General features: G+C 72.4%; 22 protein-coding genes. 19 read left to right on the forward strand and 3 right to left on the reverse strand.

Annotated features, from left to right (window positions below):
• Positions 1-89: 89 nt before the first annotated feature.
• Positions 90-1,310, reverse strand: coding sequence for a pyridoxal phosphate-dependent aminotransferase (locus J8N05_RS07545; protein ID WP_210881674.1), 1,221 nt, complete (start codon positions 1,308-1,310; stop codon positions 90-92).
• Between the two features lie 256 nt (positions 1,311-1,566).
• Here J8N05_RS07545 and J8N05_RS07550 point away from each other — a divergent pair, with 256 nt between their 5' ends.
• The 11 genes from J8N05_RS07550 to kynU all read left to right on the forward strand — a co-directional run bounded on the left by J8N05_RS07550 (position 1,567) and on the right by kynU (position 13,171).
• Complete coding sequence (locus J8N05_RS07550; RefSeq protein ID WP_210881675.1) at positions 1,567-1,863, forward strand: hypothetical protein; 297 nt, start codon at positions 1,567-1,569, stop codon at positions 1,861-1,863.
• A gap of 382 nt (positions 1,864-2,245) precedes the next feature.
• Positions 2,246-2,764 carry a DUF2617 family protein gene (locus J8N05_RS07555; RefSeq protein WP_210881676.1) on the forward strand — a complete coding sequence of 173 codons (519 nt, stop codon included), beginning with the start codon at positions 2,246-2,248 and terminating at the stop codon, positions 2,762-2,764.
• A 202-nt stretch (positions 2,765-2,966) separates the two neighbouring features.
• The gene (locus J8N05_RS07560) at positions 2,967-4,580 is read left to right on the forward strand and encodes a polyamine aminopropyltransferase (RefSeq protein ID WP_210881677.1); all 1,614 of its coding nucleotides are present in this window, start codon (positions 2,967-2,969) and stop codon (positions 4,578-4,580) included.
• Positions 4,581-4,669: 89 nt separating this feature from the next.
• A complete protein-coding gene (locus J8N05_RS07565) occupies positions 4,670-5,473 on the forward strand; it encodes an SRPBCC domain-containing protein (RefSeq protein WP_210881678.1) in 804 nt (267 codons plus the stop codon).
• Between the two features lie 470 nt (positions 5,474-5,943).
• Positions 5,944-6,747 (forward strand): aldose epimerase family protein, encoded by an 804-nt coding sequence (locus J8N05_RS07570; protein WP_210881679.1) that lies wholly within the window; start codon positions 5,944-5,946, stop codon positions 6,745-6,747.
• A 10-nt stretch (positions 6,748-6,757) separates the two neighbouring features.
• Complete coding sequence (gene pyrE / locus J8N05_RS07575) at positions 6,758-7,309, forward strand: orotate phosphoribosyltransferase (protein ID WP_210881680.1); 552 nt, start codon at positions 6,758-6,760, stop codon at positions 7,307-7,309.
• Between the two features lie 166 nt (positions 7,310-7,475).
• The gene (fbaA, locus tag J8N05_RS07580; RefSeq protein WP_210881681.1) at positions 7,476-8,498 is read left to right on the forward strand and encodes a class II fructose-bisphosphate aldolase; all 1,023 of its coding nucleotides are present in this window, start codon (positions 7,476-7,478) and stop codon (positions 8,496-8,498) included.
• Positions 8,499-8,688: 190 nt separating this feature from the next.
• On the forward strand, positions 8,689-10,146 hold the full coding sequence (locus tag J8N05_RS07585; protein ID WP_247706683.1) for an MFS transporter: 1,458 nt from the start codon (positions 8,689-8,691) through the stop codon (positions 10,144-10,146).
• A 344-nt stretch (positions 10,147-10,490) separates the two neighbouring features.
• Positions 10,491-10,904 (forward strand): DUF3151 domain-containing protein, encoded by a 414-nt coding sequence (locus J8N05_RS07590; RefSeq protein ID WP_210881683.1) that lies wholly within the window; start codon positions 10,491-10,493, stop codon positions 10,902-10,904.
• A 166-nt stretch (positions 10,905-11,070) separates the two neighbouring features.
• Positions 11,071-11,919 (forward strand): tryptophan 2,3-dioxygenase family protein, encoded by an 849-nt coding sequence (locus J8N05_RS07595; RefSeq protein WP_210881684.1) that lies wholly within the window; start codon positions 11,071-11,073, stop codon positions 11,917-11,919.
• Positions 11,912-13,171, forward strand: coding sequence for a kynureninase (gene kynU, locus J8N05_RS07600; protein ID WP_210881685.1), 1,260 nt, complete (start codon positions 11,912-11,914; stop codon positions 13,169-13,171). The genes J8N05_RS07595 and kynU overlap by 8 nt, the downstream gene beginning before the upstream one ends.
• Positions 13,172-13,341: 170 nt before the next feature.
• On the opposite strand, the gene J8N05_RS07605 is transcribed toward kynU, so the two are convergent.
• Positions 13,342-13,743, reverse strand: a complete 402-nt coding sequence (locus J8N05_RS07605) for a MerR family transcriptional regulator (protein WP_247706186.1) — start codon at positions 13,741-13,743, stop codon at positions 13,342-13,344.
• A gap of 176 nt (positions 13,744-13,919) precedes the next feature.
• On the opposite strand from J8N05_RS07605, the gene J8N05_RS07610 reads away from it, so the two are divergent.
• Positions 13,920-14,285, forward strand: coding sequence for a putative quinol monooxygenase (locus J8N05_RS07610; RefSeq protein WP_210881686.1), 366 nt, complete (start codon positions 13,920-13,922; stop codon positions 14,283-14,285).
• Positions 14,286-14,433: 148 nt separating this feature from the next.
• Here the strand turns inward: J8N05_RS07610 and J8N05_RS07615 are convergent, their stop codons facing one another.
• Positions 14,434-15,072 carry a TetR/AcrR family transcriptional regulator gene (locus J8N05_RS07615; protein WP_210881687.1) on the reverse strand — a complete coding sequence of 213 codons (639 nt, stop codon included), beginning with the start codon at positions 15,070-15,072 and terminating at the stop codon, positions 14,434-14,436.
• Positions 15,073-15,400: 328 nt separating this feature from the next.
• Between J8N05_RS07615 and J8N05_RS07620 the strand changes: the two genes are divergently transcribed.
• From J8N05_RS07620 to J8N05_RS07650, 7 genes are all read left to right on the forward strand, one after another.
• A complete protein-coding gene (locus J8N05_RS07620) occupies positions 15,401-16,267 on the forward strand; it encodes an alpha/beta hydrolase (protein ID WP_210881688.1) in 867 nt (288 codons plus the stop codon).
• 653 nt (positions 16,268-16,920) lie between these two features.
• On the forward strand, positions 16,921-17,937 hold the full coding sequence (locus tag J8N05_RS07625) for an alpha/beta hydrolase (RefSeq protein WP_210881689.1): 1,017 nt from the start codon (positions 16,921-16,923) through the stop codon (positions 17,935-17,937).
• A complete protein-coding gene (locus J8N05_RS07630; protein WP_210881690.1) occupies positions 17,930-19,120 on the forward strand; it encodes an acyltransferase family protein in 1,191 nt (396 codons plus the stop codon). Before J8N05_RS07625 ends, J8N05_RS07630 begins: the two co-directional genes overlap by 8 nt.
• Before the next feature lie 232 nt (positions 19,121-19,352).
• A complete protein-coding gene (locus J8N05_RS07635; protein WP_407699964.1) occupies positions 19,353-20,756 on the forward strand; it encodes a histidine kinase in 1,404 nt (467 codons plus the stop codon).
• Entirely contained in the window at positions 20,753-21,427 is a 675-nt protein-coding gene (locus J8N05_RS07640) for a response regulator (RefSeq protein WP_210881691.1), read from the forward strand. The genes J8N05_RS07635 and J8N05_RS07640 overlap by 4 nt, the downstream gene beginning before the upstream one ends.
• Before the next feature lie 94 nt (positions 21,428-21,521).
• Entirely contained in the window at positions 21,522-22,868 is a 1,347-nt protein-coding gene (locus J8N05_RS07645) for a sensor histidine kinase (RefSeq protein WP_210881692.1), read from the forward strand.
• Entirely contained in the window at positions 22,865-23,530 is a 666-nt protein-coding gene (locus J8N05_RS07650; RefSeq protein ID WP_210881693.1) for a response regulator, read from the forward strand. The genes J8N05_RS07645 and J8N05_RS07650 overlap by 4 nt, the downstream gene beginning before the upstream one ends.
• Positions 23,531-23,689 lie beyond the last annotated feature (159 nt).

Raw genomic sequence — 23,689 nt, forward strand, 5'->3', positions numbered from 1 at the left:
CACCCCGACATCAGTCCGCCACGGCGCGCCGCCGTGACAACGGGCCTCACGACAGCCCGGGGCCGGGGGCTCGGCCGGTGAGCGTCTGCTCAACCGGCGAGCGTCTTGAGGCGGCTCACCGCCTCCTCCAGTACCGACGTCTGCTTGCAGAACGCGAAGCGGACGAAGGGTGCGCCGGCGTCCCGGTGGTCGTAGAAGACCGCGTTCGGGATCGCGACGACCCCGGCGCGCTCCGGCAGCGCGCGGCAGAACGCGAAGCCGTCGCTCTCGCCCAGCGGCCGGATGTCGGTGGTGACGAAGTACGTCCCGGCGGGCGTGAAGACCCCGAAGCCGGCCTCCGCGAGCCCCGCGCTCAGCAGGTCCCGCTTGGCCAGCATGTCCGCGCGGAACGCCTCGAAGTACGTGTCGGGCAGAGCCAGCGCCTCGGCGACCGCGTACTGGAAGGGCCCGGAGGACACGTACGTGAGGAACTGCTTCGCCGAGCGGACCGCCGTCACCAGTTCGGGTGAGGCGGTCACCCAGCCGACCTTCCAGCCGGTGAACGAGAACGTCTTGCCGGCGCTCCCGATGGTGACCGTGCGCCCGCGCATCCCGGGCAGGGTCGCGAGCGGTACGTGCTCGGCCTCGTCGAAGACCAGGTGCTCGTACACCTCGTCGGTGACGACCAGCAGATCCCGCTCGACGGCCAGCTCGGCGATCGCGGTCAGCTCCTCGCGGGTGAGGACCGTGCCGGTCGGGTTGTGCGGGGTGTTGATCAGCAGCAGCCGGGTGTTGTCCGTGACCGCGTCGCGCAGCTCGTCGAGGTCCAGCCGGAACCGTCGCCGCACGGTCCCGTCGTCCCCGGTCTCCTCGTGCGGCCGCAGGGTGACCGGCACGCGCGTACCGCCCGCCATCGCGATGCAGGCCGCGTACGAGTCGTAGTACGGCTCCAGGGCGATCACCTCGTCGCCGGGCTCCACCAGGGCCAGCAGGGTGGCCGCGATGGCCTCGGTCGCGCCCGCCGTGACGAGGACCTCGGTGCCGGGGTCGCAGGTGAGCCCGTACCGGCGCTCCTGGTGCGCGGCGATCGCCGCACGCAGCTCGGGGACGCCCGGCCCCGGCGGGTACTGGTTCCCGCGCCCGTCGCGCAGCGCCCGCACGGCCGCCTCCCGGACCTCCTCGGGTCCGTCCGTGTCGGGGAAGCCCTGACCGAGATTGATCGACCCGGTACTCAGGGCGAGGGCCGACATCTCGGCGAAGATCGTCGTACCGAACTCGGCGAGACGGCGGTTGAGGAGGGGGCGGCGTGAACTGGAGGTCATGACGGCCATCCTGCGCTCAACCTCTGGAGTTGCTCAACTCTGCTTTGGTCCGTGAGACGAGAGGGCATCCCCCTCCCACGCGAGAAGCCCACCCGGGTGTGCGGCAGGAATCGCAGCAGTGGTCACAGCAATAGCCACTGCAATAGCCACTGCAATAGCCACAGCAGTAGTCACAGCAAGGATCACGGCAGGAAACAGGCAGCAGACAGACGAGAAGCAGAGCCCACGGGGGGCCGCTTCGGGGGAACGGAAGGAGGGTGGCGCCATGGTCATCGGCATCATCCTGGTGTTGTTCGTCGTGGGGTTCGTGGTCGTCATGGTCGCGCGGAGCGCATCCGGCGGCCGGGGGCGCGGTCGTGGCCGGGGGCGTTCGCGCCGCGGCAGCGGTAACGCCGGCGGCAGCTGGTGGGCCGGCGGTGCGGCGGGCGGGGTCGACGGTGGCTCCTCCTGTTCGTCGGGCTCGTCGGGTCACCACTCCTCGTGCGGCGGCGGGGGTTCGTCCTGCGGCGGCGGCTCGTCCTGCGGGGGCGGCGGCGGAGGCGGCTGCGGCGGAGGCAGCTGACACGGGGCGGCCGAGCTCCGTGCGGCGGCCGGGTCGCGGGTGGCGATCCGGCCCCGGGCGACCGCGTCCGGTCGTATGAGCGCCCCTCGGGAGACATCTCCCGAGGGGCGCTCCGTCGTTGTGGGGGCGTGAAGCTTTTTGCGAGCCCCCCAGGGGCGCACTTTCTGGTTGAACAGTTGAGCTGTGGAGCCCTCGGGGGGATGGAAACCCTACGAAGTTGGGTAAAAACGCTGTGGCGGACGCGCCGTTCATGATTCCCTCGTATCGCCGACGCAGACCCCGGAACAACCTTCTGACCTGGCCGACCGGGCCCGGATCACCGCCCGGCGCCGACCGGGGTGCGACGGACCGACCCCACCCTTGCGTGCAGCGGAGCCGACCCATGCTCACGACCCTCAACACCGCCTATACCGACACGCGCGCGGCCGACCTCGCCTGGGCCCTCGGATGCGAACCACTGCCCGCGCTCGCCACCCTCGACATCGAACTTGCCGACGCGAAACTGCAGTTGAGACTGCTGGGCGCGTCCCACCAGGTGCTCCTTGAGGAGGAGCGGGGCACGTGTTCGGAGACCGTCGCCTGTATCGCGGGCAGCAGCTCACCGCTGCCGCTCGGCGTCGCCAAACGGGCGGGCGACTGGGAGTACGAGTTCGCCGCGCGCGTGGAGACGCTGTCGCGCGGCTCCTTCGCCGGCCGGGCCCAGGAGTTGCTCGCCCTCGTCGCCGACCATCCGAACGGACTGGCGGGGGTCTTCCCCGGCAGCCCGCACGCCTTCACCGCGATGCTCGCGCAGCGCCACGAGGGCCAGGTGCACTGGCGCACCTGGCACGCGTACCCCCAGGAGGGTCAACTGGTCGCCACGCGCACGAAGGTGGGCGTACGGGTGCCCGCGACCCTCTAGGCCGGGTTCTGGAGCGGGTCCTGGAACGGGTTCTGGCGCAGGTCCGGGGCGGGTCCGGGGCAGGTCCCGGGGCCCGGTGTCCCGCATTCGGCGGCCGTCCGGCAAACGGGGGCCCCAAAACGGTCAAAGTATGCGTGGGCGACGGCATTTACACACGTGTGGGTGACAGGGCGCAGTGAAACCGTGACGTAGCGTTCCCTGAATGATCGAGCCGCACGCGCCCGCCCCGCCCGGTACGGCCCCGCCGCCCCGCCGCGGCGCGGGCCAGGCGCGTCTGCCGGTCAGGCCCGCCACCGGCCGGTTCCTCGTCCTCGCCGGCGTGTTCGTCTGCGCCGCCTGCGGACTGGTGTACGAGCTGGAACTGGTCGCCCTCGCCTCGTACTTGATCGGCGACTCCATCACCCAGGCCTCCGTCGTCCTGTCCGTGATGGTCTTCGCGATGGGCATCGGCTCGCTCCTCGCCAAACGGCTGCGCTGTCGCGCCGCGGCCGGCTTCGGCGCCGTGGAGGCCCTGCTCGCCCTCGTCGGCGGCTGCAGCGCGATGGCCCTGTACGCCGTCTTCGCCTGGACCGGCGACTGGGGCGGCGCCTGGGCGAACGGCTCCAGCTGCCTCCTCGTCGGCTTCTCCCTCGCCATCGGGCTGCTCATCGGCGCCGAGGTGCCCCTCCTGATGGAACTGATCCAGCGCGTACGCAGACAGGACGCGGGCGGCGCCGTCGCCGACCTGTTCGCCGCGGACTACGTGGGCGCGCTGGCCGGCGGACTCGCGTTCCCGTTCCTGCTGCTGCCCCTGCTCGGCCAGCTGACCGCGACACTGATCACCGGGACGGTCAACGCGCTCGCCGGCGCCGCGCTCGTGCTGGGCCTGTTCCGGCAGGACCTGACCCGGCGCGTGCGCTGGCTGCTCGTCGTCGCCAACCTCCTCGTCCTCGCGCTGCTCGCCTCGGCCGCCGTCCTCGTCGACGACTTCGAGCGGTCCGCGCGGCACGCGATGTACGGCCGGGACGTCCGGGTCGCGATGCACACCGACGTCCACGACGTCGTCCTCACCGGCGGCACCGACGGCAGCCGGCTCGACCTCTACCTCGACGGCCGGCTGCGGGTCAGCGGCAGCGACGAGCGCCGCTACCACGAGGCCCTCGTGCACCCCGCGATGAACGGTCCCCACGCGCGCGTGCTCGTCCTCGGCGGCGGCGACGGGCTCGCCGTCCGCGAGGTGCTGCGGCACCGGGGCGTACGGCGGGTCGACGTCGTCGAACTCGACACCCAGTTCGTGGAGTTGGCCCGCACCGACCCGGCGCTGTCCGCGCTCAACGGTCACGCGTACGGGGATCCGCGGGTGCGGGTCGTCGCCGCGGACGCGTTCGGCTGGCTACGGCAGGCCCCGCGGGCCGCGTACGACGTGGTCGTCTCCGATCTGCCCGACCCCGAGAACACGTCCAGTACGAAGCTGTACTCGCAGGAGTTCTACGGGCTGGCCCGCGAGGTGCTCGGCGTCGGCGGGCGGCTCGTCGTGCACGCGGGGCCCGTGGCGGCGCGGCCGCGCGTGTTCTGGACGGTCGACGCGACGGTACGGGCGGCGGGGCTGCGGACCGTGCCGTACTCGGTCGGCGGCCGTGACTCCGAGGCGACGGACGGGGCGCGGGTTCCGCACGACTGGGGGTACGTGCTCGCGTCGCGTGCCCTGCCGCGGCTGCGGACGGCGGCGGGGGCGCCGGGGGTGCCGTCCCTCCAGGCGGGCGTCCGGGCGGCGGCGCGCACCCGGCTGGGGGGACTGCCGCCCTCGACGCTGGTGCACCCGAGATACGCCGACTGAGTCGGCGTACGGGTCCGTCCGCGGCGGATCCGGGGGAATCCCCGCATGTACGGGTGCGGTGCCGGTGGTGCTGGGTAGGCTCGGCCGACATGGAGCATGAGGTGTTCGTTCCGGTTCCCGTCGAGCGTCTGCGCGAGGCTCTCGCCGATCCAGCGCGGGTGGCGCGGGCGCTGCCCGGTCTCCAGCAGGACGCGGGGACGGCGCCCGTCTCCGGCCGCCTGAAGGTACGGATCGGCGGGCACTCCATCACGTACCGGGGGACGCTCGGTGTGTCCCCGCGGGACGACGGCTCGTACTCCGTCGAGGCCGACGCGGCGGAGGCGCGGGGGACGGGGACGGTGAAGCTCGCGCTCACGCTGACCGTGCTGGCGGCCGAGGGGGGCTCGACGCTCACCTTCACCGGTACGGCCTCGGCCGACGGGCGTATCGCCGATCTGCCGGCGGACGAGGTGGCGTCGGCGACGACCCGGCTGCTGAACCGGTTCGCGGAACACCTGGCGCCTGAGCCGGCGTCTGAGCCGGGGCTGGAGTCGGAGGAGGCGTCCGCCGAGCCCGAGCCCGACCTCGACCCCGAGTCCGACCTCGGGTCCGATTCGGTGTTGGAGCACCCCTCCTCGCACGTGCCGTTCGCCGAGGGCGACTTCGTGGGGGGCTTCGAGGACGACGGGACCCTGCCGCCGGGGGAACCGGCCGAGGCGGCGCACGCGCGGCGCACGATGATCGGCCGCAGCGCGGAGGAGGTCGACCATGCGCCGCCGCGGGGACGGTACGCGCCCGTGCCGGCGCCCGAGTCCGCGGGCGGCAGCGCGGTCCTGCGCTGGGCCGCACCCGCGGCGGCGCTCGCGCTGGCCTCGGCGATCGTGGTGGGCCGGGCCCTCCGCCGCCGCCACTGACCCGCTGGCCGCGGGTCGCTGGCCGCGGGGCAGGACGGTTTGCGGTGCGTCTTTGTCTGCGGCCGGGTGGGGGTCGCCCGCGCAGTTCCCCGCGCCCCTTAGGGGGCTGCCCCGGGGCCCCGCAGCCGACAGCTGGCGATGCCCCGACAGGGGCGCGAGGAACTGCGCGGCCAGCCCCGGACGACCCGCAGCCGCCAGGTGCCCCGTGAGGGGCGCGGGGAACTGCGCGCCCGGCCACGGACGGCCGGCAGTCGACAGCGGGCTGGAGCCCCCGTGAGGGGCGCGGGGAACTGCGCGCCCGGCCACGGTCGGCCCGCAGTTGGCAGCGGGCTGGAGCCCCCGGTAGGGGCGCGAGGAACTGCGCGGCCAGCCTCCGACGGCCCGCAGCCGACAGCCGTCAGGTGCCCCGCACAGGGCCGGGATCGGGCCCTGCGGCCCACAGCCCGTGTTCCACCCCGTAGGGTCGTCGCGTGAGTAACGAAGACATCACGCTGACCGCCGGCAACGCGCAAGCGACCGTGCAGCCGGGCAACGGCGGACGGATCGGCGGACTGAAGGTCGACGGCGTCGAACTGCTGCGCCAGGGCGACAAGTTCGGCTGCTTCCCCATGGTCCCGTGGTGCGGCCGCACCAGGGACGGCCGCTTCCTGAACGGCGCGGTCCCCCACCAGCTCCCCCTCAACTCCCCACCGCACGCCATCCACGGCACCGCCCGCGACGCCGCCTGGCGCATCGCCCGCAAGAGCGCCGACGAAACCGTCATCACGTACGACCTCGTCGACCCCTGGCCGTACGCAGGCCGTGTCACCCAGGTCGTCGGGCTGACCGAGGACTCCCTGACGCTCACCATGTCGGTGGAGACGTACGGCGATTCGTTCCCGGCGCAGATCGGATGGCACCCCTGGTTCAACCGCACCCTCGGGGGAGAGGGAGAGGGAGACGAGGGTGTGCGCGTCGACTTCGACGCCGAATGGCAGGAGGAGCGCGGCGACGACCATCTGCCGACCGGCCACCGGACCGCCCCCCTACCCGGCCCCTGGGACGACTGCTTCGGGATGCCCGGCGGCGTCGACGTCACCCTCACCTGGCCGGGACGGCTGGAGCTGAACGTGGCCAGCCGCGAGCAGTGGGTCGTCGTCTACGACGAGCAGGAGGCCGCCGTGTGCGTGGAGCCGCAGACCGGCCCGCCCAACGGCCTGAACACCCTGCCCCGCCTGGTCACCCCCATCGACCCCCTGGAAGCCGCCACCACCTGGACCTGGCGCCGCCTCTAAGCTGACCCGCATGAGCGACGACGTACGCGGCGAGCTGCTGCAGCAGATCAAGGACAAGGCCGTGGTGCACGGCAAGGTGACCCTCTCCTCCGGGATCGAGGCCGACTACTACGTCGACCTGCGGCGGGTCACCCTGGACGGCGAGGCCGCCCCGCTGGTCGGACAGGTCCTCCTCGACCTGACGGCCGACCTGGACTTCGACGCGGTCGGCGGCCTCACCATGGGCGCCGACCCGGTGGCCGGAGCCCTGCTGCACGCCGCCCACGCGCGCGGCAGGCGCGTCGACGCCTTCGTCGTCCGCAAGGAGGCGAAGGCGCACGGCCTGCAGCGCAGGGTCGAGGGCCCGGACATCGCGGGCCGCCGCGTGCTCGTCGTCGAGGACACCTCGACGACCGGCGGCTCCCCGCTCGCCGCCGTCGAGGCCGTGCGCGAGGCCGGCGCGGAGGTCGTCGGCGTGGCGACCATCGTCGACCGGGCCACCGGCGCCGCGGAGAAGATCCAGGAAGCCGCCGGCGTCCCGTACCTCTTCGCGTACTCCAAGGACGAGCTGGGTCTCGCCTGAGCGAGCCTCGATCGGGCACCGATCGAGGCACCGAGTGAGCACCGAGCGAGCATTGAGCGAGGCCGGAGCATCCGGTCATGTCTGGAAAGATGGGGCCGACGATGACGTCGCCCCCTAGGTCAGGGTTCTCAGCAGAACGCCACCCGCACATACAAGGAGCGGACAGATGCCCATCGCAACCCCCGAGGTCTACAACGAGATGCTCGACCGGGCGAAGGCAGGCAAGTTCGCCTACCCGGCCATCAATGTGACCTCGACGCAGACCCTGCACGCTGCGCTCCGCGGCTTCGCGGAGGCCGAGAGCGACGGCATCATCCAGATCTCCACCGGCGGTGCGGAGTTCCTGGGCGGCCAGCACAAGAAGGACATGGTCACCGGCGCGGTGGCGCTGGCCGAGTTCGCGCACATCGTCGCCACGAAGTACGACGTCACCGTCGCGCTGCACACGGACCACTGCCCGAAGGACAAGCTCGACGGGTACGTACGTCCGCTGCTCGCGGTCTCCGAGGAGCGCGTCAAGGCCGGTCAGAACCCGCTGTTCCAGTCCCACATGTGGGACGGCTCCGCGGAGACCCTCGCCGACAACCTGGCCATCGCCCAGGAACTGCTGGCCCGCGCCGCCGCCGCGAAGATCATCCTTGAGGTGGAGATCACCCCGACCGGTGGCGAGGAGGACGGCGTCTCGCACGAGATCAACGACTCCCTCTACACCACGGTCGACGACGCGTTCCGTACCGTCGAGGCCCTGGGCCTGGGCGAGAAGGGCCGCTACCTGCTGGCCGCGTCCTTCGGCAACGTGCACGGCGTCTACAAGCCGGGCAACGTCGTCCTGCGCCCCGAGCTCCTCAAGGAGCTGAACGAGGGCGTGGCGGCGAAGTACAACAAGCCGTCCCCGTTCGACTTCGTCTTCCACGGCGGCTCCGGCTCCTCCGAGGAGGAGATCCGCACGGCCCTGGAGAACGGCGTCGTGAAGATGAACATCGACACGGACACCCAGTACGCGTTCACGCGCCCGGTCGCGGACCACATGTTCCGCAACTACGACGGCGTCCTGAAGGTCGACGGCGAGGTCGGCAACAAGAAGACGTACGACCCCCGCACCTGGGGCAAGCTCGCCGAGGGTTCGATGGCCGCGCGCGTCACCCAGGCCTGCGGTCACCTGCGTTCCACCGGCACGAAGATCAAGTAGCCGAGCGGGCGAGTACGCGCATTCCGCACAGCGGGGCCCGGTTGTCCACAGGGACGGCCGGGCCCCGCCGTCTGTCCGTATGATCCGGAACATGGCTGACCCGACGCCCCCGTCCCAGGAGCCCCCGGCCCCGGTCCCGTCCCCGTCCTCGTCCTCGTCCTCGGCCTCGTCCCCGGCCCCGGCCGTCCGGATGTCCTCCTCCACGGGCAAGTGGATCCTGCTGACCACGGTCCTCGGATCCAGCATGGCGATGCTCGACTCGACCGTGGTGAACGTGGCGCTGCCGACGATCGGCCGCGACCTCGACGCCGACCTGGCCGGTCTCCAGTGGACGGTCAACGCCTACATGCTGACCCTCGCGGGACTCATCCTCCTGGGCGGCGCCCTGGGCGACCGCTTCGGGCGGCGCAAGGTGTTCGTCGTCGGTGTGGTGTGGTTCGCGGCGGCCTCACTGCTGTGCGGGCTCGCTCCGAACGCGGGGGTGCTCGTCGCCGCCCGCGCGCTCCAGGGCGTCGGCGGGGCGCTGCTCACGCCCGGCTCGCTGGCCCTTATCCAGGCGTCGTTCCACCCGGAGGACCGGGCGCGGGCCGTCGGCCTGTGGTCCGGTTTCGGCGGCATCGGCGCGGCGGTCGGCCCCTTCCTGGGCGGCTGGCTGGTGGACGGCCCCGGCTGGCGCTGGGTGTTCCTGCTGAACGTCCCGCTCGCCCTGCTGTGCGCCCCGATCGCCCTGAGACACGTACCGGAGTCGAAGGACGACCGAGTCCACGGGCGCGGCTTCGACGTGCTCGGCGCCGCCCTCGGCGCACTGTCGCTGGCCCTGGTGACGTACGCGCTCATCGAGGCGCCCGGCGGCTCGGTGCCCGTCGTCGCGGTGACGGCGGCGGCCGGTGTCGCGGCGGGCGTCGCCTTCGTGGCCGTGGAGAAGCGGCGGCCCGACCCGATGATGCCGCTCGACATCTTCGCGTCCCGCCAGTTCACGGCGGTCAACGTCGTCACCCTGTGCGTGTACGCGGCCTTCGGCGGGTTCTTCTTCCTCTCCGCGGTCCAGCTCCAGGTCGTGGCCGGCTACTCGGCCCTGGGCGCCGGTACGGCGCTGCTGCCGACCACGGTCCTGATGCTGCTGCTGTCGGCCCGCTCGGGCGAGCTGGCCCAGCGCATCGGCCCGCGCATCCCGCTCACGGTCGGCCCGCTGCTGTGCGCGACCGGGATGCTGCTGATGCTGAGAGTGGGCGAGGACGCCTCGTACGCGGCCGACGTGCTGCCCGCCGTCCTGGTGCTCGGCACCGGCATGGTGACGCTGGTGGCGCCCCTCACCGCGACCGTGCTGGCCTCCGTGGACACCGGCCGGGCGGGGCTCGCCAGCGGCATCAACAACGCGGCCGCCCGCGCCGCCGGTCTCGTCGCGGTGGCCGCGCTGCCGCTGCTGGCCGGGATGGGCGAGGAGGCGTACCGGTCGGCGGACGCCTTCGACGACGCGTTCCGGCGGGCCATGCCGCTGTGCGCGGGCGTGCTGGTGGTGGGCGCGGTGATCGCCTTCGCGACCGTGCGCAAGCCCCCGCCGGGCTGCCTGCGGCCGGAATGCCTCACGCACGGCAGCGTGACGGCTCCGCCGCTGGAGCCGAACCGCTCACGGGGACGGCTGGAGTAGCCCGCCCGCCCTCTCTCCATCCCCGCACCGGTCTACGGGTCGGATGACCGGCACCCGTCGACGAGACCAGGGAGCGGGCCGTGCCGGTACGTCGAAAGTCCGCCGCGTAGGGCTCCCGCAAAAAAGCCCGACCCTCCAACTGAGAGCCGTATGCACGGGGGCGGCGGACTCGACGTACCGGCACGGCCCGCTCCCACCCCGACGCACCTGTGGTCCATCCCCAGCCCGGTCCCGGGCTCACCCCCGGGCCCGGCGGACCCGAGTGCCTGCTCGTGCACGTTTTCGGTCGGGGCAGCTCCACCCGGGGACCCCGCGGCGGCCACGGATAGCGCAAACTGGAACCCATGGCCATTCACGAGAACCTCCTCGGGGGACCGCCCCCGACCCACCTGCCCGACGACCCGGAGCCGCGCGAGCTCCTCGCGAACGGCACGGCGCCCGCCGACGTCGCCGCGAAGTACCCGACCTCCTCGCTCGCCTGGGCGCAGCTGGCCGACGAGGCGTTCGAGCGCGGCAGTGTCGTCGAGTCGTACGCGTACGCCCGTACCGGCTACCACCGGGGCCTCGACTCCCTGCGCCGCGGCGGCTGGAAGGGCCACGGCCCGGTGCCGTGGGAGCACGAGCCGAACCGCGGCTTCCTGCGCGCCCTGCACGGCCTCGCCCGCGCCGCCCAGGCGATCGGCGAGCAGGCGGAGTACGAGCGCTGCGCGCAGTTCCTGAAGGACTCCTCCCCGGTGGCGGCCCAGACCCTGGGCTAGCCCGCGAGCCCTCCACGGGCCGCGTACGCGCAGGTCCGCCTGGTGTGACCAGGCGGACCTTGCGGTTTCGGGGCACGATTGTGGAGGATGCCGGATGGGGACCGGGGCCCCCGTGTCGGAATTCGGCAGGGGCGGACCGCTACCCGGAGTACAGCAGGAGACAGCGATGTCCCAACAGGCTCAGCCCCACGCAGTGGCTTCGGAGCCCGAGACCCCGCATCTCGACTTCCAGGGAACGACGCCGTACGAGGACTACGTGCAGGCGGACGTCCTCACCCACCTCCAGCACACCCTCTCCGACGACCCCGGAGAGATGGTCTTCCTGGTGACGACCCAGGTCATGGAGCTGTGGTTCACCGTCATCGTGCACGAGTGGGAGACCGCGGCGAAGGCGCTGCGCGAGGACCGCGTGCCGGTCGCGGTGGCGGCCCTGAAGCGTTCGGTACGGGAGCTGGAGGCGCTGAACGCCTCCTGGAAGCCCCTCGGCCAGCTGACTCCGGCCCAGTTCAACTCGTACCGCAGCGCCCTCGGTGAGGGTTCCGGATTCCAGTCGGCGATGTACCGGCGGATGGAGTTCCTGCTCGGCGACAAGTCCGCGTCCATGCTCGTACCGCACCGGGGCGCGCCCCGCGTGCACGCCGAGCTGGAGAAGGCCCTGCACGAGCCGAGCCTGTACGACGAGGTCCTGCGGCTGCTCGCACGGCGCGGCCACGCGATACCGTCCTCGGTCGTCCAGCGGGACGTCGCCGGCCGTTACGAGCCCTCGCCCGAGGTCGAGGCCGTGTGGACGGACCTCTACGCGGGCGACGAGAGCTCCGAACTCGCGCGCCTCGGCGAGGCGTTGACCGATGTCGCCGAACTGGTCTGGCGCTGGCGCAACGACCACCTGGTCGCCACCCGCCGCGCGATGGGCTCCAAGACGGGCACCGGCGGCTCGGCGGGCGTGGCCTGGCTGGAGAAGCGGGCCCGCAAGAACGTCTTCCCCGAGCTGTGGACGGCACGGTCCCATGTCTGAGACGTACGCGGAATCCGCCGGGAAGTCCCTCGCGGACAGGGCCGCTGCGCTGGACGCCGCCGACGAACTGGGCAAGGTGCGCGCGCAGTTCGTCCTGGACGACACGGTGTACCTGGACGGGAACTCGCTCGGCGCGCTGCCGCGCTCGGTGCCCGGCCGGGTCGAGGACGTCGTGCGCAGACAGTGGGGTTCGCTGCGGATCCGGTCCTGGGACGAGAGCGGCTGGTGGACCGCGCCGGAGCGGATCGGCGACCGGATCGCCCCGCTGGTGGGCGCGGCGCCGGGCCAGATCGTCGTGGGCGACTCGACGAGCGTGAACGTGTTCAAGGCGGTCGTGGGCGCGGTGCGCCTGGCCGGCGGGGGCACGGACGGGGGCACGGACAGGGGCGCGGACGGTGGTGCCCTCCGGGGGCACCGGGACGAGATCCTGGTCGACGCGACGACGTTCCCCACGGACGGCTACATCGCCGCGTCGGCGGCGCGGCTCACGGGCTGCACGCTGCGCCCGGTGGCGCCCGACGAGGTACCGGACGCCCTGAGCGGACGTACGGCCGCGGTGCTCCTGAACCACGTCGACTACCGCACGGGCCGCCTGCACGACCTGCCGGCGCTGACGGCCGCGATCCGCGAGGCGGGTGCCGTCTCGATCTGGGACCTGTGCCACAGCGCGGGCGCCCTGCCGGTCGGCCTGGACGAACACGGCGTGGACCTGGCGGTCGGCTGCACCTACAAGTACCTGAACGGCGGCCCGGGTTCACCGGCGTACCTGTACGTCCGCCGGGACCACCAGGCCCGCTTCGACTCGCCGCTGCCGGGCTGGAACTCCCACGCCGACCCCTTCGGCATGACCCCGGACCACGTGCCGGCCGACGGCGCCCTGCGCGGCCGGGTCGGCACCCCGGACATCCTCTCCATGCTCGCGCTGGAGGCGGCCCTGGAGGTCTGGGACGACGTGTCGATCGAGGCGGTCCGGGCCAAGTCCCTCGCCCTGACGGACTTCTTCCTGGAGTGCGTGACGGCGTACGTGCCCGGGGGCGCGGTGGAGTCCGTGACTCCGGCCGACCACGGGGAGCGGGGCAGCCAGGTCGCGTTGCGGTGCGCGGACGCGGGCGCGGTGATGCGCCGCCTCATCGACCAGGGCGTGATCGGCGACTTCCGGGAACCGGACATCCTGCGTTTCGGCTTCACGCCGCTGTATGTGGGGTTCGGGGATGCGGAGAGGGCGGCGGGGGTGTTGGGGAGGATGTTCTGACGGATGCCGGGGCGGGGGTTTACTGTCGCCGTCGTCCCCGTCGCCCCTGCCCTTCCCGTTACTGACTCGGGGGCGTGGAGGACCAGTTCCTCGGCTTCGGCACCGGCTTCAGCACCGGCCTCGGCTTCGGCCTGGGTGCCGGGGCGAGGCCGACGCGTGCAGGTCGGGCTTCAGACCTCCGTGGCTTCCGTGGCTTCCGCGACCTCCGGGGCCTCGTCGGCCACCCGTGTCGCGCCGAACTCGGCGGCGGCGAGGACAGAGTCCAGTCGGGCCCGCGTGGCGGCAAGGTCCCGCATGTGCTCGTCGAGGCGGTCCCGCTCCGCGCGGAGTCGGGTGATCATCTCCGGGCCGGCGATACCGGTGTGCACGCACGGCAGGAACTCCACGATCGTCCGGCTGCTCAGCCCGGCAGCGTAGAGGAGCTGGATCCACCGCACGCGCTCGACCGTGTCCGGGGCGTAGAGGCGCTGCCCGCCCGCGCTGCGGCTCGACACGATGAGCTGTTGCTGCTCGTAGTAGCGCAGCGCCCGCGTGCTCACTCCCGCAGCCGATGCCACCTCGCCGATACGCATTCCGTCGCTCCCTCTGCTCTCTCTGCTCCCCATGCCGCCGGGTCCCGGTCGCTGGCGGTCCGTCCCAGGGTTCGTGGGTTCGTCAGACGACTTGCCTCTGACGTCAACGTCAACTTTTACACTCCGACCGCCGGCCATCAACACCGGCGGAACCGATCACGACGGAGCAGGACCTCATGAGCACTGACAACACCACGCCCGACGACACCACACCCGACGGCCTCATCCCCGCCGCCGTCCTCGCCTCGGACGCGCCGGTCGCGGTCTATGGATACGCCCGGGCCAAGGCGGGCGAGGAGGGCCGGATGCTGGGCGAGATCCAGGCGATCATCGGCCTCACCCGCAAGGAGGACGGATGCGAGCAGTACGTGGTGCACACCACACCGGACCAGCCGGGCGCCTTCGCCTTCTACGAGCGCTGGTCCTCCGGCGCCCACCTGCTGGCGCACGTCTCGCAGCCGTTCATGCAGACGTACTTCGCCGCCATCGCGGGCCTGGTCGAGGGGGAACTGGAGGCCCACTGGCTGCACCCTCTGTCCTGACCCACTGCACATGGCCGACCCCGAGCCTCGCGCCCCGCGGGGCACGGGGCCGGCCGGTCCACGCTGCGGGCCGCCTGCCGGCAACGGGTCGTTCAACGACAGGCGGTCGACGCGTCGCGGCACCGGACACGTGTTCCCCGAGGCCGCCCTACGCCACGAACACCCCACCCCGCGCAGCGACAACCGCCGCCGCCGCGGCCCGCTCCCCGGCGTCCTCGTCCGGCACCACCCCCGACGTGAGCAACGCGTAGTACAACGGCGCCGAAACAGCCCGCACGACCTCCCCCGCATCGGTCCCCACAGGCAACTCCCCGCGCGCGACCCCTTGTTCGACACAGGGCGCCCACTCGGCGACCCGTACCTCGTAGAACCGTCGCAACGCCTCCGCCGTACGCGCGTCGCACGCCGCCGCGGCGATCACCGCCCGGAACAACGCCCCCTGCCGCGGATCGGCGAGCGTCCGGCACACCAGCGCGGCGTTGGCCCGCAGATCCCCGAGCACGGAACCCGTCTCGGTACGGGGGAGCGACTGCTCGGCCATGTCACCGAGCAGGTCGGCGACGAGCCCGGTGACCGAGCCCCAGCGCCGGTACACGGTCGTCTTCCCGACGCCCGCGCGCCGGGCCACGTCCGCCAGATCGAGATGGGCGAACCCCTGCTCGGCCAGCACGTCCCCGGCGACGCGCAACACGGCTGTACGAACCCGAGCGGTACGCCCTCCGGGCCGGACGGTCCCGGGCTCGGGCTCGCTCTCGTTCTCGGGTTCGTCGGCGGACGCGGCGGTCATGAGAGGAACTCCTTAGCGATCAGGCGCGGTGGTGGGCCGGCCCGGGCCGGACGCCGCGGGGACGGCACTCCGGCGGCACTCCGGCGATACTGCGGTGGCACTGCGGTGGCACTGCGGTGGCACTGCGGTGGCACTGCGGTGGTACTCCACCAGCGTAACGAAACACCAGCACCGTTTACCCTTCACCGAGCGTGACGGCGGTGTGTAGGCGCACGTCACCGGCCTGATACCGTCCCGCCAACGACCCGCGCCCCGGAGCACGTTGACCGCAAGCTCCGAGAGCTCACGGGCCGGGGAACGGACACCGCACCGCTGAGAGGCTTGGAGCATGCCGGACGACGCCCGCGACGCCGCGGAGGAGGAGTCGGCCTTCTCCCATCCGCCCGTCGACCCCGACGCCACCGCCGCGTACGGCGACCACCCCGACCAGGTCGTCGACTTCTACGCACCGCGCGGCGGCGAGGAGTCGGCCCCGCTCGTCGTCGTCCTGCACGGCGGTGCCTGGCGTGCCCCGTACGACCGGCGGCACATCACCCCGTTCGCGGACTTCCTGGCCAGGCGGGGCTTCGCCGTGGCCAACGTCGAGTACCGGCGCGGCGGCACGATCCCGGCGCAGGGCGGTACGGGTCCGGTGGCGGGGCGGTGGCCCGAGACCTTCGACGACGTGGCGGCGGCGCTGGACGCGATGCCGGCTCTCGTACGGGAGGCACTGCCGGGGGCCGATGTGCGCCGCACGGTGGTCACCGGTCACTCGGCCGGCGGTCAGCTGGCGCTCTGGGCGGCCGCCCGCCACCTGCTGCCGACCGACGCGCCCTGGTACCTGGAGCGGCCGGCCCCGCTGCGCGGAGTCGTCGCCCTGGCCCCGATCGCCGACTTCACGATCGCGGAGAAGCTGGACGTGTGCTCCGGAGCGTCACTCCAACTCCTCGGCGGATCGACCAAGTTCGAGGAACGTCAGCCGTACGCCGACCCGGCCCTGCTCCTCCCGACGGGCATCGCCACGACCCTGGTCCAGGGCCGAACGGACACCGTCGTGCCACAGGCGGTGGCCGAGTCGTACGCGGACGCGGCGGCAAAGGCGGGCGAGGTGGTGGGCCTGACGCTCCTGGAGGAGGTAGGCCACTTCCCCCTGATCGACCCGACGGCGGACGCGTGCGCGGTGGTGGCAGAGGAAATCGCCCAACTGGCCTGGTAAGACAGCCACATCAGTCCCAGCCCCACTCCAAGAACTGCCCGCGCCCCGGCCAACCAAAGGGGCGCGGGGAACGGCGCGCCCGGCCCAAACGGCGCCGCAGACGAATACGCACGGTTCTGTCCAGGACCGGATGGGGGAGCCTCTCCAAGAGCCGCCCGCGCCCCGACCAACCCGAAGGGGCGCGGGGAACGGCGCGCCCGGCCCAAACGGCGCCGCAGACGAATACGCACGGTTCTGTCCAGGACCGGATGGGGGAGCCTCTCCAAGAGCCGCCCGCGCCCCGACCAACCCGAAGGGGCGCGGGGAACGGCGCGCCCAGCCCGCACGGCGCCGCAGACGAATACGCACGGTTCTGTCCAGGCCGGAAGGGGCCACCTCTCCGAGAGCCGCCCGCGCCCCGGCCAACCTGAAGGGGCGCGGGGAACTGCGCACCCAGCCCCCACGCCGCCGCAGACGAAGTCACAACCCCCGCCCACCGACAGGCAGACACCCCGAATCCGCCCCCGGTGATACCCGTAATACCTGAGAGCCACGCCCCAGTTGAGCCCCCCAGCGGGACGCCGACTACGCACCCGAATTCGTAACTTCCCTATCAGCGAGGCCCGACGGGCCAACGCACCGGACAGGGACAGAGACGAGGACGGGGACGGGCCATGGCATGGTGGACAAGAACGCACGAGCCACAGTCGTCGAACCAGCCACGCCACCCCCGCCTACGCCCACACCCACACCCACGCCCCCGCCTACGCCGAGGCCTGCTCGCCACACTGATCACAGCCGCCGTCGTCGCCCCGATCTCCGCCGCGACCGCGCACCCGGACATACCGGCGCCCGCCCCGGCCCACATCGGAACGGTCACCCCGACCACCCTGGACAGGGCGTACGCGGCGAACCGGGCGAACGCCGCCGAGGCGTCCCGCATGGCCGCCGCCCACGGCGCGCGTGACCGCGCGTCCGCCGTCCACGCCATGGCCGACCCGGAACGTCACTACCTCGCCTTCGACGCCCGAGGCCCCGGCCGCGCCGTAGAGGTCTTCGGCGACCTGGCGAAGACCGACCGCGTGGCGGTCCTGGTACCGGGCTCGGACACCACACTGGACACCTACGAGCGCTTCCGCGAAGGCGCCCAGACCCTGCACCGACGGCTCGGCACACGCGCCGCGGTCGTCGCCTGGCTCGGCTACGAGACACCCGGCACGATCAGCCCCGAGATCCTCACCACGGGCCGGGCGGCGGACGCGGCCCCCGAACTGCGCTCGTTCATAGCCGAGTTGAGGGAGCTGAACGGCCGAGCCCGCGTCTCCCTGCTCTGCCACTCGTACGGGACGGCCGTGGGCGCCCGCGCGGCGAGCGGACCGGACATCTCCGACCTCGTGTTGTTCGGCAGCCCGGGCACCGGCGTGGAGTCCGCCGCGGACCTCCGTACGACGGCCCGGGTCTGGGCCGGCCGCGGCGCGGACGACTGGATCGCGGACGTCCCGCACGGCCTGGCCGACCTCTTCGGCACGACGGTCGGATACGGCACGGACCCGGTGTCCCCGGCGTTCGGCGCCCGGGTGTTCGCGGCGGGCGACGGCGGCCACAGCGACTACTTCAGGCCGGGCTCGGAGTCCTTGGACAACCTCGCCCGGATAGTGCTCGGCCGCACATCGGAGGTGACCCGTGCGTAAGGGTGCCCTCGCCACGGCCGCCGAACGGATCGACGCGGCGACCCCCGCCCGCCGGGACCGCGGCGTCGACGCCCTGCGCGCCCTCGCGATACTCGGCGTCGTGCTGGGCCACTGGCTCGTCACCGCCCTGGTGGCCGACGGCGGCACCCTCCACACGTCGAGCCCCCTCGCCCCCATGCCATGGCTCGCCCCCGTCTCGTGGGCCTTCCAGACGCTGGCCGTGTTCTTCCTGGTGGGCGGCCACCTGGCGACCAGGAGCTACGCGTCGGCACGGGCGCGCGGCACGACGTACGGACGATGGCTGGGTACGCGACTCACGCGCCTCTTCAAACCGGTGGCCGCCGTGCTCGGCCTGTGGGCGGTGGCCGTGGTCGGACTGCTCCTGACGGGCGCGGACATGGGCACCGTCCACGCCCTGCTGAAGCTGGCCCTGTCACCGCTGTGGTTCCTGCTGGTCCTCGCCGGGCTGACGGCGCTGACCCCGCTGGTGACCCGGGTCAACCCGCTGTGGCCGCTGGCCGTCGTCCTCCATGTGGACCTCGTCCGGTTCGGCTTCGGCGGCCCGCCCTGGCTGGGCTGGGTGAACGTGGCGGCGGGCTGGCTGGTGCCGTTCACCCTGGGCGCGGCCTGGACCCGGGGCGAACTGACCCGGCGCTCGGGCTGGGTGCTGCTCACGCTCGGCGCGGCGACGACCGCGGCGCTGGTCGCGTGGGGCGGCTATCCGGCGTCGATGGTCGGCGTCCCCGGCGCCAGGATCTCCAACCTCGACCCGCCGACCCTGGCCGCCGTCGTCTTCGGCACGGCCCAGTGCGGTCTCGCCCTGCTCCTGCGGGAGCCGCTGCGGCGGGCGATGCGGCGGCCCGTGCTCTGGGCGGGCGTGGCGTTCGTCAACCTCTCCGCGATGACGGTCTTCCTGTGGCACCAGACGGCCCTGATGTCGGTCACCGCGACCGGCCTCCTCATGGGCCGTCTCCCCGGCCTGCACACCCGGCCCGACGACGTCACCTGGGTGGCGTTCCGGCTGGCCTGGCTCCCGGTCTTCGCCCTGGCGCTCGCGGTCTGTCGGGCCGCCTTCCACTCCTGCGAACAGGGTCACCGACGTGCCGGGCCCGCCCACCGGCCGTCACGTGTCGTCCGTACTCACCGCCGCGCAGCGGGAGGGAAGGAGGCCCGCCGTGCCTAGAGTTGACCGCGTGGACGATGCCCAGGCAGAGAACGGCACCCCTTCCGCACCGCCCCCGGACACCCGCCCCACCACACACGAGCCCACTCACCGGAAGCACTCCGAGTACGCCGAGCACTCCGAGTACGGCGAAGACGGCGAGTACGTCGAAGGCACCGCGGACGCTGCCCGCTCGCCCCGCTCCGCCCGCTCGCCCCGCCCGTCCCGCGCCGCTCGCGCACGGACGCTCGTCCTGGGCTTCCTGGCCGGCTTCCTCGGTGCCGTCCGCACAGGCCTCTGGGACGGCGCCCCCGCCCCGCTGCTGCCACTGTCCCGCCCTCGCAGGCTCCGTTGGCTGCCGCACGTGGTCGTCTCCGTCATCGCCCTCGGCGTCGCACTCACCGGCACCGATGCCATGAGCAACGGCTACCGGCTGGGCGTGGAGCTGGGAGTGCTGGCCGGATTCGCCCAGGGCGTGGCGCTCGTACTCGCCCTGTGGCGGCCCGTCCCGGCCTGGTGGCTGTCGCTCGCCGGGACCGTCGTGGCCGCGGTGATGGCGCGGGCGCACCTGGTGGGCACCGCGCCGCCGGGCCCCAACTGGCCCTGGAGCGTGCCCGCGATCACCGCGCACGTGCTCGTCCTGTTCTTCCTCTCGCTGCGGATGTCCACCTACGTGGCGATAGGGGCGCTGGCCCTGACAGGGCTGACGACGTTCTTCGTCGAGGGGGTCGTCGGAGGCGGGCCGTACACCGCGACGGGTGTCACCTCGGTCACCGTCTTCGTGGTCGCCGTCCTCCTCGGCACCGCCCTGCGCGGCAGCCGGGAGGCCCGCACCCAGCTCGTGGAGCAGGAGTCCCTGACGGCCGAGGAGCGTTCCCGGCGCACGCTTCTGGAGGAGCGCAGCCGTATAGCCCGCGAGCTGCACGACGTGGTCGCCCACCACATGTCGGTCATCTCCATCCAGGCCCAGGTCGCCCCGCACCTGGTGGAGAACCCCTCCGACGAACTGAGGGAGAACCTCGACGGCATCCGGCAGAACGCCCTGGAGGCGCTCACCGAACTGCGCAGGGTCCTCGGAGTGCTGCGTTCGGAGAACCCCGGCGACCCGTACGGGCTCGGCGCACCCGGCACCGGCGCCGCCCCCCACGCCCCGCAGCCCACTCTCGACCGCCTCGAAGCCCTGGTCGAGAACACCCGCGCCGCCGGGCTGACGGTGACCACGGAGATCGACGGCGAGGTGCTTCCGCTGGCGCCCGGCGTGGAGCTGTCCGCGTACCGGATCGTCCAGGAGGCGCTGAGCAACGCGCTGCGGCACGCGCCGGGTTCCATGGTGCGGGTGGAGCTCACGCACTTTCCGCGCGGTCTGCAGATCCGGGTCGTCAACTCCGCGCCGAGGAGGCCCGCCCCGCCCTCGCCGGGCGCGGGACACGGTCTGCTGGGGATGCGGGAGCGGGCCGTGATGCTCGGTGGCACGCTCATGGCCATGGAGACCTCCTGCGGCGGTTTCACGGTGGCGGCGTTCCTCCCCCGCGCCGGCACCGACGCTTCCGAAGGACTCCCCCACGGCAACGGCAACGGCAACGGCAGTGGCAACGCCAACGGCACTCGTACCGGCAGACCCCCAGGTCCCAAGAACCGCACTGGAGACACCTCATGACGAGCGGCACCATCCGCGTACTCATCGCCGACGATCAGCAGATGGTCCGGCAGGGCTTCACGGTGCTGCTCAACACCCGGCCCGACATCGAGGTGGTCGGTCAGGCGGTCGACGGCCTGGACGCCATCGCGAAGGTCGCCGAACTCGCCCCGGACGTCGTCCTGATGGACATCCGCATGCCCGAGCTGGGCGGCATCGAGGCCACCCGCCGCATCACCGGCGAGACTCCGCAGATCAGAGTCCTGGTGCTGACCACCTTCGACCTCGACGAGTACGTGTACGACGCGCTGCGGGCGGGCGCCTCCGGGTTCCTGCTCAAGGACGCGTCGGCCGATCAGCTGGCGGAGGCGATCAGGATCGTGGCCGCCGGTGACGCGCTGCTCGCGCCGGGGATCACCCGTCGTCTCATCGCCGAGTTCTCCCGGCTGGGCTCCGCGCCCCGGGCCCCGCTCAAGCAGCGCGTCGGCGAGCTGACCGAGCGCGAGACGGAGGTCCTCGCCCTCATCGCGCAGGGCCTGTCGAACGCGGAGATCGCCGAGCGGCTCTTCGTCGCCGAGCAGACCGTGAAGACCCATGTGGGCCGCATCCTGGTGAAGCTGGGGCTGCGGGACCGTACGCAGGCGGCGGTGTTCGCGTACGAGTGCGGGCTGGTGCGCCCCACCGGCTACTGAGCCGCCCGGGATACCCGTAGTACCTGAGAGGGAGGTCGCAGAACCCGTCTCACTGGTGACGACCACCGCACCCGCCTCGGCCTACGTTTTGTACATGACCGAGACGACCCAGACGCAGATCACACAGCCACGCGGCCGCCGGGCGCGCAGTCCCGAGTTCCAGCTCGCGATGGACGTGTCGCGGGGACTGTGGCAGGACCTGTTCCACGACGCCTTCGCCGTCCGTCCGCTTCCGAGGATGCGGACGGACGGCCCGGTCACCCGGAGCCTGCCACCGAGCATCAGGGAGAAGGTCACCCTGCTCCCGCACGCCCTGGTGGTGCTGGCGGGTCTGATGACGCTGCTCATCTCCCTCGCGGCCAACGGCGGCGGCGATCTCGTGCAGTTCCTGACCGGCCTCATGGGGATGGGCGCGGTCCTGCTGACCCTGCTCAGGCCGGTCGTCGCCTTCTGGTCCTCCCTGGTGGTGGCACCGGTCACGGCCCAGTACATGAGCTGGTGGGACAGCGACTGGCCCTGGGCACCCGGCGCCTTCGCGACCCAGCTGGTCGTTCTCACGGTCGTGGCGATGCGGACCAGGCCCCGTACGGCGGCCTGGATGTGGACGCTGACCGCGACCTACGGCTTCGTCATGCAGGGCTTCTTCCGCAGCGGCCACTACCACATGAACACGATGTCCTTCCTGTTCGTGAGCGCGTTGGCCCTGCTGGTCGTCACGGTGTGGCACGTGCGCCGCGAGGCCGTGCAGAAGGTGACCGCCCAGCAGACGGTGACCGCGCACGAGCGCTCCAAGCGCACCCTGCTCGAAGAGCGCACGACGATCGCCCGCGAGCTGCACGACGTGGTCGCCCACCACATGTCGGTGGTCGCCATCCAGGCGGAGGCCGCGCCCTACCGCGTGGAGAACCCCCCGCCGGAGCTGGAGTACGCCTTCAAGGTGATCAGGGAGAACGCGGTCATAGCGCTCTCCGAGCTGCGCCGGGTCCTGGGCGTCGTCCGGGCCGAGGACTATGAGGCCCCGGACGCCCCGCAACCCAAGCTCGCGGACCTCGACCGCCTCCTGGAGAACGTGCGCGACGCCGGCCTGAGAGTGGACAGCACGGTCACCGGTGCGGTGCGGGAGCTTCCGCAGGGCGTCGAGCTGTCCGCCTACCGAATAGTCCAGGAGGCGCTGAGCAACAGCCTGCGGCACGCGCCGGGCGCGTCGGCCAAGGTGGAGGTCAGCTATGTGCTCGGCGGGCTCGGGCTGCGGATGGTGAACGGTCCGGCGACCGGACTGGTCAAGCCGTCACCGGGCGCCGGGCACGGCATCACGGGTATGCGGGAGAGGGTGTCGATGCTGGACGGGGAGATGACGGCGGAGGCGACGGACGACGGGGGCTACGAGGTGGCGGTCTTCCTGCCGGTCTCGTCGGCGGCGTCGACGGAGGACACGGCATGACCATTCGGGTACTGGTCGCCGACGACCAGATGATGGTCCGCGAAGGGTTCTCGGTGCTGCTCGGCGCGATGCCGGACATCGAGGTCGTGGGCGAGGCGGTCAACGGCAGGGAAGCGGTCGACCGGGTCAGGGAGCTCGCCCCGGACGTCGTCCTGATGGACATCCGGATGCCCGAGATGAACGGCATCGAGGCGACGCGCGAGATCGTGGCGGCGGACGGCGCGGCGAAGGTGCTGGTGCTGACGACGTTCGACCTCGACGAGTACGTGTACCAGGCGCTGCGTGCCGGGGCGTCGGGCTTCCTCCTGAAGGACGCCTCGGCCCGGCAGCTCGCGGACGGGGTACGGGTGGTGGCGGCCGGCGAGGCACTGCTGGCGCCCTCGGTGACGAAGCGGCTGATCACGGAGTTCTCGAAGCTGTCCGAGGAGCCCCGCTACTCGGCGGCCACGCACGCGGCACACGGCGACCTGACCGACCGCGAGACCGAGGTGCTGGTCCTCATCGCCCAGGGCCTGTCCAACGCGGAGATAGCGGGCCGCCTGGTCGTGGCCGAATCCACCATCAAGACCCACGTGAGCCGCATCCTGGTGAAACTGGGCCTGAGAGACCGAACCCAAGCAGCGGTCTTCGCCTACGAGGCCCGCCTGGTAACCCCGGGCTGACCCCCTTGGGGGGCGCAGCCCTCCAGGGGCGCGGGGAACGGCGCAGTCTTCTGCCTTTAGGGGCGCGGGGAACTGCGCGAGCAACCCCCACCGGACCCGCAGCCGAAATCGACTTCAGGGGCGCGGGGAACGGCGCAATCGGTTGTCTTTCGGGGACAC

This window comes from Streptomyces liliiviolaceus (genome assembly GCF_018070025.1).
In the GTDB taxonomy this organism is placed as follows: Bacteria; Actinomycetota; Actinomycetes; order Streptomycetales; family Streptomycetaceae; genus Streptomyces; species Streptomyces liliiviolaceus.